This is a genomic window from Candidatus Uabimicrobium amorphum (assembly GCF_009002475.1).
In the GTDB taxonomy this organism is placed as follows: domain Bacteria; phylum Planctomycetota; class Uabimicrobiia; order Uabimicrobiales; family Uabimicrobiaceae; genus Uabimicrobium; species Uabimicrobium amorphum.
In genome coordinates, this window is record NZ_AP019860.1 from 7,012,788 (window position 1) to 7,032,518 (window position 19,731).

Sequence of the window (19,731 nt, forward strand, 5' to 3'; positions counted from 1 at the left end):
ACAGTGGGTTAAATTTTCTCGTCATTTTTCAATACGACGCTAAATAGGACTGTTTACCATTTCTTGTAAAAAAAATAAAAATTAAGGGAAAACCTTAGTTTTTATTTGACCAACTACTGTTATTTGCACACTTAGGAGATTTTCAGTAACGATGTTAAAAAATGTTTTGAGGTGGGCGTGTTTTTTGTATAATTTCAGCACTTAAAATAATTCAAAAAACGAAATTAAGGACAAAGAATGAAATATTTATGGGTATGTTTTTTCATTATTGCGACTCTCACGGCAGAGGGAATCGTAATCGCAAATCACCAGGGAATGAATGATCCGTTAATCGAAGGTTTTTTTATTAATAAAGGAGAAAAAGGAGGCGGAGGGAGTAGCACTAGTAAAGCTTTAGATGGTGGATGGTATATTGATGATAAAGCGCCATGGCCTCATCTTTTTAGTTACGACAAAGCATTATCAAAAAGAGAAATTGCGGTATTGAGAAATTGTTCGTGGAAAGCAAAAGCAGTGGTACGTGTTGTAGAAAAAGGTAAGACAGCTTTTGCTGTCGATTTCGTACCATATTTTTTTATTTTAGAGATCGAAAGACAACAGGACAAAATAGCTGTAAAATTGCTTTCAAAAACTTCTACGCCACTACTGCAAACGACAGTTCAAAAACCCAATAATTACCACACATACGAATTACGTGTTCATGTAAAATCAAAGCAGATATCTTTATATATAGACAGTGAAAAGAGAGCACAAACAGCTAACTTTCGCGATAACAACAGTAAATGGTATCGAGCTCGTTTTGGTGGGTGTGGAGGAACATACGATGGTACGGCTATTTTTCGGGAATTTCGTGTCGAAAGTACGCAAGTAGACATGAGTGATGATGGGCGTGTCGTAATTGAAGAAAGCCTATCTACTAATTCGATCTGGACACGAGGTAAAGATATCTATTTTCATCCTGATGAAGCAGGACGAATGAATCATGGAATAGGAATATATCACGCTTACAAAGGTAGAGAGAAAAAATTTGCTGGCGTTGGTATAAATGGACCGGTTGTATATGGCTATTGGGGTGGTATTCTTGGCACCACAAAAGGTGGACAAAAAATCGCTATAAAATGGAATGACCAACAGCAAGTTTCTGTATTAGGACATCTGGCTGTTAGCAAAGGTACCTTACATTTAAACGCGAGTGCTCCGAAGTTAAGCTTTGGCAAAAATAGTGAATATGCGATTGATATTAATAGTGGTAGATTTAGATTAATGTCTCCAAGCAAACATACGTTTATTGATATGTCGGGAGCAGGAACAGATCCAAAAGTTCAAATCAATAGTAGTCTACTTGTACGTAATAATGTAACTGTCGAAGGCTTGGTGTGGACAAAAGGACGAGATATTCAATTGCATCCAGATAAGGCCGCAGACCATGGAATAGGAATATATCACGCTTACAGCGGTAGAGAGAAAAAATTTGCAGGTGTTGGGATTAATGGGCCAGTTGTTTATGGTTGGTCTGGAGGTGCCCTTGGTAGTACCGAAAACAAACAACAAAAAATTGCCTTACGCTGGGATAGCAATGGTGATGTGAAAGTCACTGGTCAACTTTCAGCAAAAAAAATCTCTGGTGCCGAAGATTTAAGTATTGCTAAAGTAAACGCGAATATCATCTCTCTAAACGGTGGTGGAACAATAAAAAGAGTTTTCGACAATGGTTACTCGTTAGAAATTTCATCTACAAATTTACACGTCAATAATAAAGGAATTTCAACAAAAGGTAGAGATGTTTATTTTGATCATGATTTCACCAATAAAAGTCATGGTATTGGATTGTATCGAGCTGCATATAATCACAATGGGATAAGTCACGCAGCAAAGACTTTTGCAGGCGAACAGAACATTGATGGCCTTGTTATTTATGGAGCACAAGGAGGAGCGCTTGGTAGTACAGGCGGAGGGCAAAAAATAGCTCTTAGATGGGACAGTGCACAAAATGTTTCCGTCAAAGGCAATTTAACTACAAATCAAACCTTACATGCCAATCATGTATCAACAAAAAGTGTAAACGTAACCGAAAAATTTGACGCTAAAAGTTTACACATAGACAAAGATGGTTGGATTGGAATGAACACTGCTCCCGTTAAAGACTTCACGCTTGCAGTGAATGGACGTATTGGAATTGGAGTAACCAAACTAGCCGATGCTGCAACAAAACTAGCGGTAAAAGGAAAAATCACCGCCGAAGAGGTGCGCATTGTAAAAATGGATAACTGGGCTGATTTTGTATTTGCCGATGACTATAAACTTCTTCCCATTGACCAACTTGAGCAATCTATTAAACGCAATAGGCATCTACCTGATATTCCATCAGTGAGAGAAGTAAAAGAACAGGGAATTCAATTGGGCGAAATGCAGGCGAAGTTGTTGCAAAAAATAGAAGAGCTGACTTTGTACACCATCGAGCAAGAAAAGAAAATAAAAAAGCTTGGTGAAGAAAAATCTCGAGTAGAGAGTAGTTTTTTGCAGCATATCCAACAATTGATAAACGAGAAGACTCAAATGGAAAGCAAGCTACTACAACGTATTGAAAAATTGGAAAACGCCGTCCTCAACAAGTAATACAAAATTGCCAAACTATATATTTGCGATGCAGAGAAAGTATTGATGGCAATTTTGCCATCAATACTTTTTAGTTACTGATTTTGAAAAAAGTGTATTATTTTTTTGGTGATAATTTCCTGATCGTTTGCAACAAAAATTGCTTTCATAAGAATGCTTTTTGTATAATCTCACGAGTTGAAATAGTTTAAAAAATGAAATTAAGGACGAAACGTCAACTACCCCCACTTAGTACCTAACGGTACTTGAAGTGGGAGCTTGTAAGCTCAGTTGTTGACCAGCTTATATCAAGTGTAACAAACTTGATAAGCGTTAGAAACGAAAATATAGGTACTCTGGGGTGCTTCTCCAGCTCCAGACTCTACGGTTAGTAGTTAAACAGGTGTAGTGGGTTAAGCCAGTGCTGCTAACATACAAAACCGTTTCATAACATTAGCGAGGAGACCTTTACCGGTTCTAAACCGAGAAACCAAAGTAATTTGGTACTTTACAAAGAAAGATAGCTTTGATGCAAAGAAGAGTGTTTGTACTCAGTAAAAATAGAAAACCTCTAATGCCATGCTCTCCGGCGAGGGCACGACAATTGTTAAAAGAAAGAAAAGCAAGTGTTTACAGACAAGAACCCTTCACCATCATTCTCCAAAAAAGAACAGATGGAGACTTACAGAAGGTGCAACTCAAGTTTGATCCGGGAAGCAAAATTACGGGAATGGCTCTTGTCGTATTTTTTCAAAAAGGTACAATCGTTACTTGGGCAGCAGAACTAGAGCATCGCGGCGAAAAAATAGTCGATTTGCTAAGCAAAAGGCATGCAATTCGCCGTAGTCGTCGCAATCGTAAAACACGATATCGCCCACCAAGATTTTGTAATCGTACAAGAAAAAAAGGAGCACCTTCTTTAAAATCAAAAGTAGATAACATCTTTCATTGGACGAAAAAACTACTCGTTTATACACCAATTGACAACTTGTGTGTAGAAACAAATCGTTTTGATACCCAGAAGCTACAAAATCCTGAGATTTCAGGCGTAATGTATCAACAAGGAACACTGTTTGGCTACGAAATTCGCGAATACCTACTTTACAAATGGAATCATCAATGCGCCTATTGCGATGCAAAAAATCTTGCATTGGAGATAGATCACATTCATCCACGAAGTAAAGGCGGAAGTAATCGTGTATCTAATCTGACCATTAGTTGTCGTAAGTGCAACGAAAACAAAGGTAATGGTGACATCCACAATTTTCTGAGCAAAGACAACAAAAGATTACAGAAAATTGTGTCTTATAGTAAAAAAACACTGCGAGATGCTGCAAGTATCAACACAACACGCTACGTCATCGGCAACCAGTTAAAGAAACTCGGTATAGATGTAGAGTTTGCAAGTGGAGGAAAAACAAAAGCAAATCGTCGACACAACGGATTCAGCAAACAACACTGGATTGATGCTGCCTGTGCAGGAGAGAGTGGAGAGAATGTAACTATTTCTGAAGACCTAATACCTTTGGGTATCCAATCTCAAGGTAGAGGCAGTAGGCAAATGTGTCGCGTGGATCAATTTGGATTCCCTCGTACAACAGCGAAAAGTCAAAAAAGGGTAAAAGACTTTCAAACCGGTGACATCGTAAAAGCCGTTGTGACAAAAGGTGAGAAAAAGGGTGTTTACATTGGTCGTGTTGCCGTAAGATCTAACGGATATTTCAATATCAAAACGAATAATTCTACAGTACAAGGTATTTCTTATCGTTATTGTCACTTGATACAACAAGTTGATGGATATTTTTATTTCCAGAAAGGAGATGCGAGATTGAAAAAGGCATCGTGCTCATGCTTCGCGCATTCGCGTCCGAGTGGCGATTCCTCCCCAACTTATAGAAGTCGGGGTATCCTCGCCACAAATTGATGAAATATTTACTATTATTTTTTTCCATGTGCTATTTGTTTTCTCAACTGATTCATTCGCAGATAGACACGGGGGATTGGGAAATTCACCTTGATGGACAATACACTTACAAAGCAAAAATAGTGACCACTAGCTCTGGTTTAGAAGCGATCATCTATAGTGGTGACGCTGCCCCTCCAAGCGGAACGTATAAGGTGACTTCAAACTCTAACCAGGTTTCTATTTTACGCTACTATACTCTTGATCAATTAAAGAAATTTGCTCCTTGGGATGACTACTATCCCACACCACAAGCCTACGAAAATCTTTTACGTCAAAAACCAATGTTCTTCTTTTCACTGAATGTAATTTCTTCTGGAGAAATGACGGGAAACGCCCAAGATTTTTTCAATAGTTTTGAGGGGGAAGAAGTAACAGAGTTTTCTAACTACAATCGAGGATGGCGATACTCTACTACCTGGATAAGTGTAAAAAAGAAACAGGCTGAGCAAAAAAAAGCAGAAGAAAAGAGAAAAGTTGACAACCTGATAAAAAAGTACGAAAAACCTCTTACAACAAAATTTGTTGTAGAAAATGGTTCTGCAAGTGGTGAGTACAAAGCAAAGGAATTAGAAGTACGTAATACCATAGTTAAAAGTAACAAGAGTGCAAACTTTCTAGCCGAGAAAGAGATTATTTTAGAGAAAGGTTTCGTGGCTGAGAAAGGTAGCGATATCGAAATGTTTCTAATGAAGCACTCTATACTGACGCAACGAGCAAAACAGGTGGAACATTGGACTCCTAACACCATAGAAACGCTCAAAAAAATAGACCAAGCAATGGCAAAAGACACTGGCCGTACAAGTGTTGCATTTACACTGTTCTACGTACACTTTATCGCCCCATCATTTGGAAAAAAAGTAGTAAAAGGTGTACTTCCATATGACGAAGCGCACAATACACTTGCTGCAATACTTCAGATAAAAATAACGGAGCAGCAAATTAAGAATGATATAAAAAAGAGTAGCCTTCTGTCTCCTGTAGTGCTAGAGCAATTTATTAAAGGATTTGTGGCTCTAAGGCATAATGAAATTCGCAATATAATAGGTGCTCATATTGCTCCTCATTTGAGTAACAAAAAATATACAAGAGCCGTACGCTTTTGGACAACTTTTTTAGATTTGTTACGTCCTAAGTAACGGACTCTTTCACAATGGAATAGCGACAGTAGATAAGATGTTTTCGGCTTTTTATCTACTGCCGCTATAATTTTGATAACAGCTTTTTGACGATACTCGCACGAAATTCACACTTTGTAACTACTTTGAATCTAGGTGGGCTTAAGAGTTTTCTCCATCATTTTTTCCGCACCTATAAATATTTGTGGTAACTAAATTTCGGCGCCTTCTCCTGTAGAATTAGCCTCTAATGACCTCGTAGTTTTGAATTGTACGATTACTCTCTTTATAGCGGTAAAAAAAGAAAAGCATTCTTATTTTCTCCATGCGTCGTATTGATGATAAACGGAAGTCGTGTAATACATTTCGCAAGGAGATTTATGATGAAGAACAGTATCATTTTTCTATGGTTACTTTTATCGGTAACAGCGCAGCAAACAAGTGATGTTACATCACAACACGCAGTTTCAACCATACAGCCACAAAAAACAACGATTTTATCTTCCGAAGAGGATTACGTTGTCACTGGGCCATATACACACGACAACTTAGCTATTTTTCTCGTATATAATATGAAAATGGAGCAAAAAAAATTCATCTCACTAAAAAAAGCGGTGGCGAAAAACAAAATCATTGTTGACAATCGTAATGTAATCAATATGTCTAATGAGCGCGTATATTTACAAAAAGGTGATATCGTATACAGCAACAAGCACGATCTGGTGTTACAAAATAATTTTGTAACACCAGCAAACGCACAAAAAATTTCTCTGGCAATGCATAGCGACAAAATACATTTCCGCCAAAACTATGAGCCACGATCCCTACCACAAGCAAAACCATACATCGTAAAATTGCAAGACATTATTCGCAATAAATCAGAAGTGGTGGGATATGTTTGCGTGATCAATGGTAAAATCCATCGCGGTGATATCTACGCAACCTCTGCACTTTTTCACGATGAGTGGCCAAAGCATCTCGCTTTGCGCGTACAGGATGCGATTAAATACAAGAAAAAAACACAAAAAGCGCTCATTACTTCACAGCAAGTAGAGAAGTGGTTACAAAAAATCTCTGGAGGTGAGATGAAAGTAACACAATACGGAAAAACAACCATTCTAACCAAAAAAGAGCGCGGTCATATTGTGCAGGTCACACAGTATGAACAACAAAAAATTCATCAAAAGTTCTTATTCTGCAAAACAGAATAAATGATATTTCCCGCGTTTATGTAAATTGTAAATCAATACAGTTTATGTAAGCGTGAGTCATCTTTTAGCGTAAGTGCGAACTTTGTTAACTGGCAATCTTTTAATTTTTTGCTTTGGCAATAGCTCTTTCACACCCAAATTTTTTCACAAAAGAACATCTTTAGAATAAAATTTTATTTTATACATAACCTATCTGTCATTCATACAGAATACATAGACAATAATTCTCACATAGTTTTGCGAAAAAACATAACTGCGAGAAAATGTAAAAGAATACAAACTCATCAAAACTTATTTTAAGTAAAACTTTTATTGTATAGAAATACCTATCTCTAACGGATTTGGTGGTCATGTGTGCAAAGAAGATTTCTCTGTGATCTCTGTGGTTTTATACCAATCACCAGAAACGTTAGAATGAGAGAAATACTAATGTTTTTACGTTCATTTTGATGGTAACTTTCAAAGTATAAAAGGAAAAAAGACAATGAAAAACTTTTTAACTATATGTTTATGTGTATTTTCTTTATCTGCACTGCATGCGGAATGGGGCAGTATAAAAACAGGGCATGTATTGATCCCTGTAGGTAATGGAAGCTATGTGTTAGATTGGGTACCAGCGATTGGTGAATATCGTTTGTGGAACTTCAATGCGAATTCTAAAGATCCATTTCCCACAGCAAAACAAAGAGGAAAATGGGGCAGTATAAAAACGGGTCATGTATTGATCCCTGTAGGTAATGGAAGTTATGTGTTAGATTGGGTACCAGCGACTGGTGAATATCGTTTGTGGAACTTCAATGCGAACTCTAAAGATCCCTTCCCCACAGCAAAGCAAAGAGGAAAATGGGGTAGTATAAAAACGGGGCATGTATTGGTCCCTGTAGGCAATGGAAAGTATGTGTTAGATTGGGTACCAGCGACTGGTGAATATCGTTTGTGGAACTTCAATGCGAACTCTAAAGATCCCTTCCCCACAGCAAAGCAAAGAGGAAAATGGGGTAGTATAAAAACGGGGCATGTATTGGTCCCTGTAGGCAATGGAAAATATGTGCTAGATTGGGTACCAGCGACTGGTGAATATTGTTTGTGGAACTTTAATGCGAACTCTAAAGATCCACTTCCTACGGCAAAACAAAGAGGAAAATGGAGCAGCATAAAAACAGGGCATGTATTGATCCCTGTAGGCAATGGAAAATATGTGCTAGATTGGGTACCAGCGACTGGTGAGTATCGTTTGTGGAACTTCAATGCAAATTTTAGAGATCCACTTCCTACAGCAAAACAAGATGGAAGTATTAATCAATCTCAACCAAGCCAACCTACGTTTCCTATACGCGCCAAGAGGCATAAAGTTGTAGGAAGTCATATGGACATAACTACAACCGCAACTGTTTCTAATACCGGTAGGCTCGACGTGATCAACCGGTATAGTAACGGAAATAAAACTGATGGAATGATTGGGTGGGTGGTTATAGAATTGCAAGACTATAGAGGAAATATACTAGCAAAGTTTGAAACGACAAAGGGGTTAAACTCTGCAATTTTTTCTAGTCTTAGCTGGAAAACCAATATAAAAAATCAATCGCATACTTATCAATTGTCAGACAACGTAATGAAACTCGTTTATCAAATAAAAATACACCTTGATCGGACTAGCGATGATCGGGGATGGAGAGTTTTGCATGAAATATCTAAAGAAGCAGCGGATATATACATAGAAGCTCAAAAATACGATAAATAAGAATCCTAACCTTATGCCATCCATGGTAGACTCGAACTTGCCATGGATGGTATCTTATTTTTTTAAGTTTCGATTATTTACTTTGACTTGTATGGCACTGGTTGCATATTTTTATCGATTTGCAGACGAAATAGTTGTTGCGTAAACTTTTGTGGTTGTCTTTTTAAAGCGTTTTGGAATAAACGTTTTTCCACCACATTGGGTTGTGACTTTTTAACGCTGTACTGTGACCATGGTAATACTATTTTGTCAAGGGGGGCTATTTCTCTACCGTTGGTCTCCCATAACCTTATGGTAGAGTCTTGCGAGCCCGAGGCAAGAATGCTTCCGTCTTTAGAAAAAGATAGGCAAACTACCTTGGCTTTATGTCCGGTGAAGCTACGAATTTCTTTTCCACTATCTACGTCCCATAACTTTACTGTTTTGTCACTTGATGCGCTAGCAAGTCTTCCGCCATTTGAACTAAAGTGAATCGCATTGATGTGTGATTTATGAGCCACAATTTTTTTGATTTCTCGATGACGGGATAAGTCCCAAAACCTTATGGTATGATCGTCTAATCCACAGGCGACTATTCTGCCGTCGGGATTGAATGCCATACATTTTATCTGTTTGCCGTGACGCAAATATGTATCTATTTGTTTGCTAATTCTCATATTCTTGGTGTTCCACAGTCTTAGAATTCCATCACCGCCTAACGAAGCAAGTTTTTGACTGTTACGATATAGAACCACGTTACTTACATAACCTTTATGAGCAACGGCTTTTTTGAGGTTTTTACCGGTGTCTACATTCCAAAATCTGATGGTTCTATCTGCAGATCCTGAAACGAGAGTTTTTCCGTTGTCATCAAAACACATAGTGTTGATTGCTTTGGTGTGCTCTGTTATCGTTCTTATCTTTTTATTTGTCGCTGTATCATAAACTTCTATCGTACCATCCGAAAAACCACAAGCGAATACGTTAGCTTTGCGGCTAAATGTTACAGCGTTTACTTTGGCATCGTGACTGCGCAGTAAGCGAATTTGCTTCGCTGTGGTTATATTCCATAGCCTCACACTGTGATCATCGCTTCCAGAAATTAGCGTTTTACCATCTGGACTAAAACATATCGAATTGACCGTCAAATTATGCCCCGCCATTTTGACGATTTCTCTGTTTGTCACTACTTGTAACACTTTTACCATGCCATTATTTAAACCGCAAACGAGTGTTCGACCATTGGGGCTAAAACACACCGAATTTACCGCAGATTCATGTAAAATTGTTGCTAGTTCTGCGCCAGTTGCCGTATCCCATAAACGCACGGTTTTATCTGCAGAACCCGACATGATCATTTTGTCGTCAGGGCTAAAACATACGGAGTTTACAAGATCTTTATGTCCGTGAAACGTAATGCGTTTTTTGGTTGCGGTATTCCATAGTTTGACACTGTGATCTTTTGAAGCAGAAGCAGCGAATTTGCCATCGGAGCTAAAACATACCGAAAGCACCGAACGTTTATGTCCATCTAAGCGATAGATTTCCTCACCAGTATCTACACTCCACAGTCTAACAGCGTTGCTACTTGCGCCCCATAAAATTTTTTTACCATCGGGACTAATACTTACCGAATGAATTGTCGGTGTTATTTTGTAAGTCATTGATTTATCAGGCTCATCAACATTCCAAATACCCACAGTTCCCGCATTTGAACCTGAAGCAATTCTTTTATTATCAGGGCTAAGTTTTACTGACCATACTAAAAAATCAGTGTGCCCGATAGATCGGGTAGCTTTGTGCGCAGTAAATCGGGTAAGCTCTTGTTGAGTATTGATATTCCACAAGCGAACGGTATTGTCATCAGCCCCAGAGACGAGCAGATTACCATTTTTACTGAAATGTAGTGAAGTTACAAAGCTATCATGTCCTTTCAATACATTAGTCCGTAACTGCTTCTCAACATTCCAAAGTTGAATAACGGAGCTCTCAAAGACCCCAAAAGCAAGAGTTTTACCGTGCGGAGAAAAGCATACAGACATAATTTTTTGTCCAATAAAGCCTTCCGTTATCTCACCGGTATCAACATTCTGTAGCCACAGTCTATTATCTAGCCCGCCACTAACTAAACTTTTCCCATCAGGAGAAAAGCAAATAGAAAATGAATTGTCTAGCATGTTAAAGCTATTGATTTGCTTACCAGTCTTCACGTCCCATAACCTTACGGTATTATCGCCAGAACTAGAGGCAATCATTTTACCATCTGGACTGAAGCATACACAATTTACTATATCACGATGCCCTCTAAATGTAGTATGTTTACCTGATGGTAAATCCCATACTTTTAAAGTTTTGTCCCATGATCCAGAAACAAGTTTTTTACCATTGGGACTAAAATCGACTGTTCTTACTTTATTACCGTGTTCGTCCCAAATAAGAATTTCCTTAGCGGAGGCCACATCTAATAACCTTACGGAACTATCACTGGCGCCCAAAGCGAGCATTTTGCCATCTGGACTAAAACACACGGAAGGTATCGTTGAAGTATACCCTTTATAAACACGTAACTCCCTAGCTGAATGAATATCCCAGAGTTTCGCTGTTCCATCAGCGGAACCAGAAACAAGCTGGTCACTTTTTGAGTTAAATGCCAACGAAACAACCTTTGCATCATGTCCATTAATTACCCTAATTTTTTTACCGGTTATGACATTGTGTAGATGAATTGTTTTGTTGGAAAGTGCATAGGCAAGTATTTGCCCATCGGAGCTAAAACACGAGTCTAAAACAGCACTAGTAGCGTCCATTTTTCCCAGCAGACTACCATTTGCGGCATCCCAAATTCTAATAGTCTTGTCTAGAGAAGATGAAGCGATCAAGTTCCCATCGTTATAAAAAGAAACGCTCGTGACTGGACCATCATGGTGATTAGAAGATCGCCAGATTTCTTTGCGCTGTTCGTATGCTAATTTAATCAAATTTCGCGCTTGCTTTTTTAGATGATGTAAACCATCAAGGTTTTTGATGTACTCCAATGCTCTTCCCGCGTAAGTTCCGCATTGTCGATAAGCTATTTCTCTATTTGCATAGGCGCTTGCGTTTATATCTTGTTCTTGTATATAGTGCCACTTGGCAAAAGTTTTTTGTGCGCGATTCATCATGAGTTGATATTTATCTAACTTGCCTTTGCGTTTTTGCAATAACTTTAATCCCTCACTATGTAACCAGTAATAATCTTTGTATACGCTATGCCAATATCGCATTTGCGTTTGAGGGGTGTTCGCTGTAATTTTATTACGTGCCTTTTGTACTATTTGTTTTTCTCGATGTTTTATTTTTTTATGTAATACACTTTTGGGTAATTTCATCGACTTTTTCTTTTGCCGCCACTTTTTGTCTAATATCGCAACATAATCATGTACCTGCTTTACTGCACTCGTTGTGGCGTGCTGATGTAATCGTGCTAAAATCAATACAATTTCATCCTGCAATTGCCCTTTATTCTCAGTTTTTTGCAGCAGATACTGTAGTAGATCTGTTAAAGGCTTGATCAGTTGTGAAAATTCCTTTACCTCTTTGTTTGCATATTGTGTCATTCGTAGTAAAAGTTTCACCACCGCTTTGAGAGAGTTTACAGGCTCATCCTTGCTGAGTAAGTGAATCAGGTGTGGAATCGCATTTTTTATTAGTTGTAGTTGCGACTGTAGCGTTGCCTTGTCAAAAATTAATTTCCCAAGTGCTTCACAAGAGGACTTACGCAAGTCTGTGTAACTTTCGTCCGTAAGGTACAGGGCAGACAAAATTTTTGGATTCAAAACTTGCGGATCTGCGGGAATAAAGACAAAGTCTCCTTTCCCCCCAAATGTTTGGTAGCGCGGAACTTGGGCAGCTTCTAAACGTTTATCATTTACCAAAGTATCAGTCATATAATAGCCTAGTTGGGAAGCGAGAATTTTTCCATCACTACGTCCAATGGAGCCTTCTAATGCCTGTAAAAGTACCGCCGTAAATGGAGAATGACCGCGACTATCTTTAAACTTTTGGGCATAAATAGTGGAAACTTCATCGAGTTTATCCGCCACCACTTCATTACCCGTCCCAGCAGTAATGACTTGAAATGCACGACGGTGAAAGACTTGATTCAAGTAATCTTCACTAGCAACAAAAAAATTATTAGTGGTTATATGGGAAAAGTCAGGACGATATTTTTCTTCTAACAATGACCCACTAAAACAACAATCTAACACCATTAGAGAGTGTTTTGCGGCAAAGGACTCCAATTTTTGCGCTATTTTTTTCAATGAGATCATCGTTTTTATATCAGGTCTATTGGTACTGGAAATATTCTTGCTATCTCCGACCGCTAAGTAACCAGGAATTCCATGACCCGCATAATAAAAAAACACCGCATCCTCTTTTTGTATTTCGCTTTGTAGTTGCTGCAAATTTTTGAAAACAATTTCGCGCGTTACTTGGTCGACAATATGTCTCTTAACATTGCTTTTGGTCACAGTTGATTTTTTGTCGCTCAGTAGAACTACTCGATCAAATTGATAACGTGAGCCAAGAATATCTGCCACTGCAGCAGCGTCTGAGTACGGCCCCTCCAAATTTGAAAAATGTTTATATTTGTTGATGCCTATCACCAAAGCATGACATTTTCTATATTTTAAATTCGTAGTCAAAGGCTTCTTGTCTGATGGAGGCACCTTGAACTTTGACTGTAGTGTATCAACATGGTCTAAAGGATCAAGTTTGCTTATATGTTGGTCAATTATTTCAATAGCGGCCATAATCGTGTAGCGAGTAGGAGAGTTTACTAGTGAAATTAAACGCTTAAGATGTGAGCGAACAATGCGTTTTTTTTTGCCTAAACTTTGTAGTTTTAAAAGTGCTTTCTGGCGCTCTTTGCTACTAGGTGATAACAGCTGCGTGACAATTTCTCGAATTTGGGGATCGCTGATGCGAATTAATATCTTTCTTATGTTGCGCTTTTGAGTTATTTTTCGAAAATGCTCATACTCTGCTTCGATTTTTTTTCTTATATTTTGTTGTAATTGTTTTTCTTTGTGTAAGATATCATTGGCAAGTTCTTTTTCTAGGCGGCGTCTCATCGCTTGTTGTTGTTCCTGTTTCCATTTTTTTAAACTGCTGTGTCGCGAAAACACATAGTGAATTTTTTTTATACTTCCAAAGTGTTGAATACTGTTCTTCTCTGCGAAAGGTACATCCAGTTCGATAGAACCTATGCTATCATTTTGTGCCAAGTCTTTATCTTCGATCTCTATGCGAACCTTATCGCCAACTTCTATTGTGCAATCGACCGCAATATTTTGTTCTACACGAAGAAGATCTTTAAAAACCGGCGAAGTGTAGTGTGTTTTCCATTGTTTATTTTTCCATACATACAATATAATAACAAGGTCGGGTTTTCCCTCAAAGTTGTCCCAGTGTTTCCCACCGTTTTTTTCTTTAACCAACAAGTCTGTTATGTATAGGTAGCGTTTTTCCGCATTTAGTAAACCACTAAATAATAGCACTGCAAATATCAACAATACTTTGATCATAAGATTCCTCAAACTATTTTAATAAAAAACTTCGGTATACTGTAACTATTTGCGTTGTTTGTATACAACAGGGTCCATATTTTTATCTATTCGTAAGCCAAATAACCTTTGGGCAAATCTGCGGGGATTTTTTCGTAATGCATTTAATAATAAGATTTCTGATACTACATTGGGGCGGGAAATTTTTGCACTTTTTTTTGCCCAAGATAAAGGTATTTCCTCATTGTTGTTCAATTTTTTATTTACAAAAAAGCGCCACAAGCGTATAGCACCGTCATCGGCTCCTGTAAAAAAACTTTTACCGTCTGTTGTAAAATCTAGAGTATTCACTTTAGTTGCAAATTTACTAATTTTTGCCATTTCTTTACCAGTGGCGATATCCCACAATCTCAGTGTTGCGTCATTTGAAACCGAAACAATGCTTTTACCATCAGGGCTAAAACGCACCGAATTTACAGCGCCCACGTGCCCTGTAAATATACGAACTTGCTGCTCTGTAGCTACATTCCAAAATCTCAGTGTCGTGTCATTTGAAGCCGAAACAATGCTTTTACCATCAGGGCTAAAACGCACCGAGTTAACAGCGGCCGTGTGCCCGGTAAATTTGCGAATTTGCCGCCCTGTAGCTACATTCCACAATCTCAATGTTGCGTCATTTGAAGCTGAAACAATGGCTTCACCATCAGAACTGAAACATACAGAATTAACAGCGGCTTTGTGCCCGGTAAATTTGCGAATTTGTTGCCTAGTCACTATATCCCACAATTTTAATTCCGCATCATCCGCCGCAGAAACTATGGTTTTACCATCAGGACTAAAGCATACGGAATTTACTGATTTATCACATGCCTCAAATTCATTGATTTGCCAGCCATTTTTAATATTCCATAATTTGATGTAACCGTTGCTAGAACCTGAAGCAAGAAATGTACCATCGTGACTAAAGTGCACTGTATTTACTGCCTGAGCATGGTTTGTAAAATTTTCAACTTGTTTGTTTTTAGAGATGTCCCATAACTTTACTGTTTTATCACTTGAACCTGAAGCAAGTACTTTCTCTTTGGGATGAAAACATACGCTATTGACGGTATCAACATGACCTCCTATTTTACGAATTTCTTTTACTGTTCCAGAATCCCATAGTCTTATAACCCCGTCTATCGATGCTGAAGCAAGTATTTCATCATTGGGACTAAAGCACACTGCGGAAACCCATCTACTGTGCTGGATGGTCTTATAGAGTTTACGTGTATCCATTTCCCATAGCCGCATAGTACCATCCGTTCCTCCCGAGACAAGTTTTTTGCCATCGGCACTAAAGCAAACGGACAGCACCCAATAAGTATGTCCGATTAATGTATCTATCACTTCACCGGTTGCAACATCCCATAACTTGACAGTATGATCACTTGAGCCAGAAGCAAGTATTTTACCATTAGGGCTGAAACATGCAGAGGAAACCATTCCAGTATGATCAACTAATTTCTTGAGCTCTTTACCTGTTTTAATATCCCATAATCTTATCGTTTTGTCCTCTGAGGCCGAAGCAAGTATTTTACCATCGGGGCTAAAACACACTGAGGAAACTTCACGAGTATGACCTCTCATTGTTAATATTTTTGTCCCGGTAGTAACATCCCATAGCCCAATTGTTGCATCTGCAGAACCGGTGGCTAAAACTTTACCGCTTGGGCTAAAACGTACAGAGAGAGTAGTATTGTCATGTGCTTTAATTTTGTGTATCTCGCGACCAGTGACAACATCCCATAATCTTACAGTGAAATCTTTAGATCCAGAGGCTAATATTGTACCATTTGGATTAAAGCATATTGATTGTACAGTGTTAGTGTGTCCAGTAAAAGTGATCATTTGTTTACCGGTAATGGTATCCCACAACCGAATAGTTGTGTCAACAGAACTAGATGCTATCGTGTTTTTGTCTGGACTAAAACACAAGGCATTGATGGTATTCGTATGTCCATTAAGATTGCTTATCTCATGATCGTTTTCTACATCCCACAAAATTAAAGTACCGTTTTCCACTCCGCAAGCAAGTGTTTGTCCATCGGGACTAAATGCCACAGCATGAATTGCGTTTGCTTGTGTTGTTATTTGCGTAACTTCTTTGCGTGTGGCTAGGTCAAACAAATACAATATTCCATTGTTAGAACCAAAAGTAATTTGTTTTCCATTTGGAGCAAAGCATACACAACTTATGTCACGATAACGTGCAAAGCCTTTGGTGATTTCCTTACCCGTTGTTAGCCGCCATAGTTGAATCCTATTATTAGAGATGGAGACCACAGTGTTTCCATCTGGACTAAAGCGCACGGTTTTTACATCGCCAAGACGTGTGGTAATGGTCTTTTTCTCTTTTCCTGTTTGCGTATCCCAAATTTTTATTGTTCCATCGCTCGATCCAGAAGCAATTGTCTTACCATTGAAATTAAAGCAAACAGAATTGACTGCAGCGCTATGACCCTCGATTTTCATTACTTCCTTGCCTGTTTGTATATTCCACAAACGAATCGTTTGATCACTAGACGCAGAAACAATCATTTTACCACCCGGGTGAAAATCCATGGCGTTAATATCATCGGTATGTCCTGTTATTTTTACTTGTTTTTTTCCCGTTTTTACATCTCGAAGCCTGATCGTTCTATTCGAGAGGGAGTAAGCAAAGCTTTCACCATCTGGACTAAATTTTGCAAACAAAGCGGGTTTATTTACGGAAATTTTGGCCATTCTTTTGCCGATGGCAACGTCCCAAAGTCCAATTGTTTGATCTTTAGAGGCGGAAGCGAGAATTTTTCCATCGGGACTGAAAGAGATCGAAGTGACCGACTTCGTATGACTATACCGCGATGATCGCCACATCTCTTTGCGTTTTATGTAAGCCAAACGTGCAAAGCCTTGCGCTTTTTTTCGCAAGTCTTCAACGCCCTTTAAATCTCGGATGTGATGCAGAGCTTCCCCGGCATAAGCCCCGCACTCTCTAAATGCCTTCTCTTGCTTCATGTAGTAGCCAGTTTCTTCTTCTCCTAAATCTGCATATTGGTCATAACTTTTTTCCGCTAAAGCCATCATCGTTTCGTATTTATTGATTTTTTTCTCATACTCACGTAGCAATCGTAGGCCATTGATCGACAACCAGTGAAAATCTCGGTATAAAGATCCCCAATACTGCATTTGCATTTTATTGTCTTGTTCAACAGGTTTTGCGATCATCTTTTGTGCTATTTGTGCTTCTAGCATTTGTACGCTTGGATGTACAAGACCTTTTCTTCGCAGTAGTTTTTTCTTATTTTGTTGCCATTGTACTTCTAGTATGTTGACATAGTTGCGCACCTGTTTTATGGCATCTGCTGTTGCATAAGGGGATGTGTGGCTGAGAATCAGTGCTATATCGTAAAATAGTTTTTTGTTGCTTAAATTTTTTTTCGCTTTTAAAAGTTTTGTTAAAGGAGTAACCACCTGCGAAAGGTTATCGGCACTTTCTCCATATTTTTTCGCTATTTGCAGCAAGAGTTGCACAGCTGCATTGAGACAAATTTGCGGTTCGTCTTGATTTAGTAGATGAACTAGGTGCGGAATGACATTTTGCGCCAAAGGCAGCTGTAAATGTGTTGTTGTGTCGTTAAAAATATATTTTCGTAGTGAGATACAAGCAGAACTGCGCAGATTCGCATAATCTTCATGCGTAAGATACAGTGGCGAAAGGAGTTTTGGATTCAGTACTTTGGTAGTGGGGAAAAACATAAAATCACCATCACCTCCCAATCCGTCATAACGAGGTTTATATGCGACTTCGATGCGATTGTTGTTTGCGAAAACATTGGTGATGTAATAGCCAAGTTGTGAAGCCAAAATCGTACCATCCGCACGTCCTACCAAACCATGTAAAGCCTGTAGTAAGTTTGCTGTAAGTAACGAATGTCCTTCACGATTTCGAAACTTGTACGCATAGGTTGTAGAAGTTTTTTCCCATTGCTTTGCCTCTCCTCTAAACCCACCGGTGATCACTTGAAAAGCACGACGATGGAATACGCGGTTTAAATTATCTCCGCCACGCAACACTGAATCTTCATTTGCAAAATGGGAAAAATCAGGTCGATACTGTTCTTCGAGTAGTGTTTGACTATAACAACTGTCTAATACCATTAGTGTATGGCGCGCAGTGAAAGACTCCAAGATTTCTGCCATCTTTTTTAGTGGGATCATACTCTGAGTGACTGTTTTCCCAGAAGCTTGAGAGTAACTGTCCGCACAAACAATGTGTCCAGGCGCACCATGCCCCGTATAGTAGAAAAACAGTGCATCTTGCGGATTTATTTTGCTGCCCAATTCCCACAAGCAACTGTTTATCACACTCTTCGTTACGCGATCAACTATTCTCCACTCCACGTTACCTTGCGGAATTTGCGGTTTACGATCGGTGAGTAATACTACATTTGTGAAGTTATAACGTGAATCCAGCACCGCCGCAATTCTCGCAGCATCAAGTTGAAGCCCTTTTAGGGGCGTAAAATGATCATACCTGTTGATCCCGACAATCAAAGCACAGCACTTTGAATATTTTAACTCCGCAGGAAAGTCCTCACTTGGTCCAAGAATGTTTAAACCGCCAAGGCTACGTTTCGCAATGTTGGTTCTCCACGACTTTCGGCCGTAAAGACTTTTGTTTGTTTTTTGAGGAACAAAAGTTTGGAATGAGTGTTGGTCGATAATCTCTAAGGCAGCGAGCAGTGTAAATTTTATTGGTTCATTTACCACAGGTAAAAGCCGTTGTAAATCTGTACGAATAGCTTCCCCTTGCTTTCCCCATCCTTCTAATTTCTCTAAGGCCATGTACCTTTGATTTTCCTCTTTGGATTGAAGTTGCTGTACGAGTTGGCGTAGTTGTTTTTTAGAAACGCGTACTTCGCTGATTTTGTGATCATCCTCTGAATGACTACGTTGCCTTAGCATTTTTGTTCTCAATTCTTGCTCTTGTCGTGCAATTTTTTCTCGTAGTTTTGCCTCAGCTCTTAATCTTTTATTTTGCAGATCTTTTTTTATTTGTTGTTTTTTGGCTTCTTGTACCGCCTGTTGTCGTTTTTCCCAAGTATTATATTGCGAAAATACATAAACCATTCGCTTTACCGCCGTAAACACGGCTGTTTTTTCACACTCTTGTGATGGCACATCGATCTCAAAGGAACCCACTTTATCATTATTCGCAAGATCGCTATCTTCAACTTCAATGCGCAACTTGTCACCGACCACCAAGTTGCAATTAACAAAGATTTTATGTGCTACATTGTAGGCATTTTTATAAACGGCAGAGGTGTATACTTTTTTTTGTTTTGCGTCGCGTACAATAAAAACTTTTATGACAAGATCCGGCTTACCGCCAAAGCTGTCCCAGCTATGACCATTACCCTTCTTTTCCGCTACTTCAAGATTCGTAATGTATAAATACCGATTTTCAGCAGCTAGTGAGCTGACGAGTAGAAAAAACAATGTAACTAGTAGATTTTTCATAGCGACCTTTGCCTATAAAATTTTTTGTTCTTGA

Annotated in this window: 7 protein-coding genes; 5 read left to right on the forward strand and 2 right to left on the reverse strand. The window is 38.8% G+C overall.

All coding sequences use genetic code 11. The features are described from left to right. The first annotated feature begins 237 nt into the window (after positions 1-237). The 5 genes from UABAM_RS24620 to UABAM_RS24640 all read left to right on the forward strand — a co-directional run bounded on the left by UABAM_RS24620 (position 238) and on the right by UABAM_RS24640 (position 8,628). A complete protein-coding gene (locus UABAM_RS24620; RefSeq protein ID WP_151970652.1) occupies positions 238-2,616 on the forward strand; it encodes a hypothetical protein in 2,379 nt (792 codons plus the stop codon). Between the two features lie 508 nt (positions 2,617-3,124). Further along, the gene (iscB, locus tag UABAM_RS24625; protein WP_151970653.1) at positions 3,125-4,519 is read left to right on the forward strand and encodes an RNA-guided endonuclease IscB; all 1,395 of its coding nucleotides are present in this window, start codon (positions 3,125-3,127) and stop codon (positions 4,517-4,519) included. After that, positions 4,519-5,697: a hypothetical protein gene (locus tag UABAM_RS24630; protein ID WP_151970654.1), complete on the forward strand. Its 1,179-nt coding sequence runs from the start codon at positions 4,519-4,521 to the stop codon at positions 5,695-5,697. The genes iscB and UABAM_RS24630 overlap by 1 nt, the downstream gene beginning before the upstream one ends. Positions 5,698-6,056: 359 nt before the next feature. After that, positions 6,057-6,887 carry an ARPP-1 family domain-containing protein gene (locus UABAM_RS24635; protein ID WP_151970655.1) on the forward strand — a complete coding sequence of 277 codons (831 nt, stop codon included), beginning with the start codon at positions 6,057-6,059 and terminating at the stop codon, positions 6,885-6,887. 484 nt (positions 6,888-7,371) lie between these two features. Continuing rightward, complete coding sequence (locus UABAM_RS24640; protein ID WP_151970656.1) at positions 7,372-8,628, forward strand: hypothetical protein; 1,257 nt, start codon at positions 7,372-7,374, stop codon at positions 8,626-8,628. A gap of 77 nt (positions 8,629-8,705) precedes the next feature. Here UABAM_RS24640 and UABAM_RS24645 read toward each other — a convergent pair whose 3' ends face one another. Continuing rightward, a complete protein-coding gene (locus tag UABAM_RS24645) occupies positions 8,706-14,174 on the reverse strand; it encodes a WD40 domain-containing protein (RefSeq protein WP_151970657.1) in 5,469 nt (1,822 codons plus the stop codon). A 45-nt stretch (positions 14,175-14,219) separates the two neighbouring features. Then, on the reverse strand, positions 14,220-19,697 hold the full coding sequence (locus tag UABAM_RS24650; RefSeq protein ID WP_151970658.1) for a WD40 domain-containing protein: 5,478 nt from the start codon (positions 19,695-19,697) through the stop codon (positions 14,220-14,222). Positions 19,698-19,731: the final 34 nt, after the last annotated feature.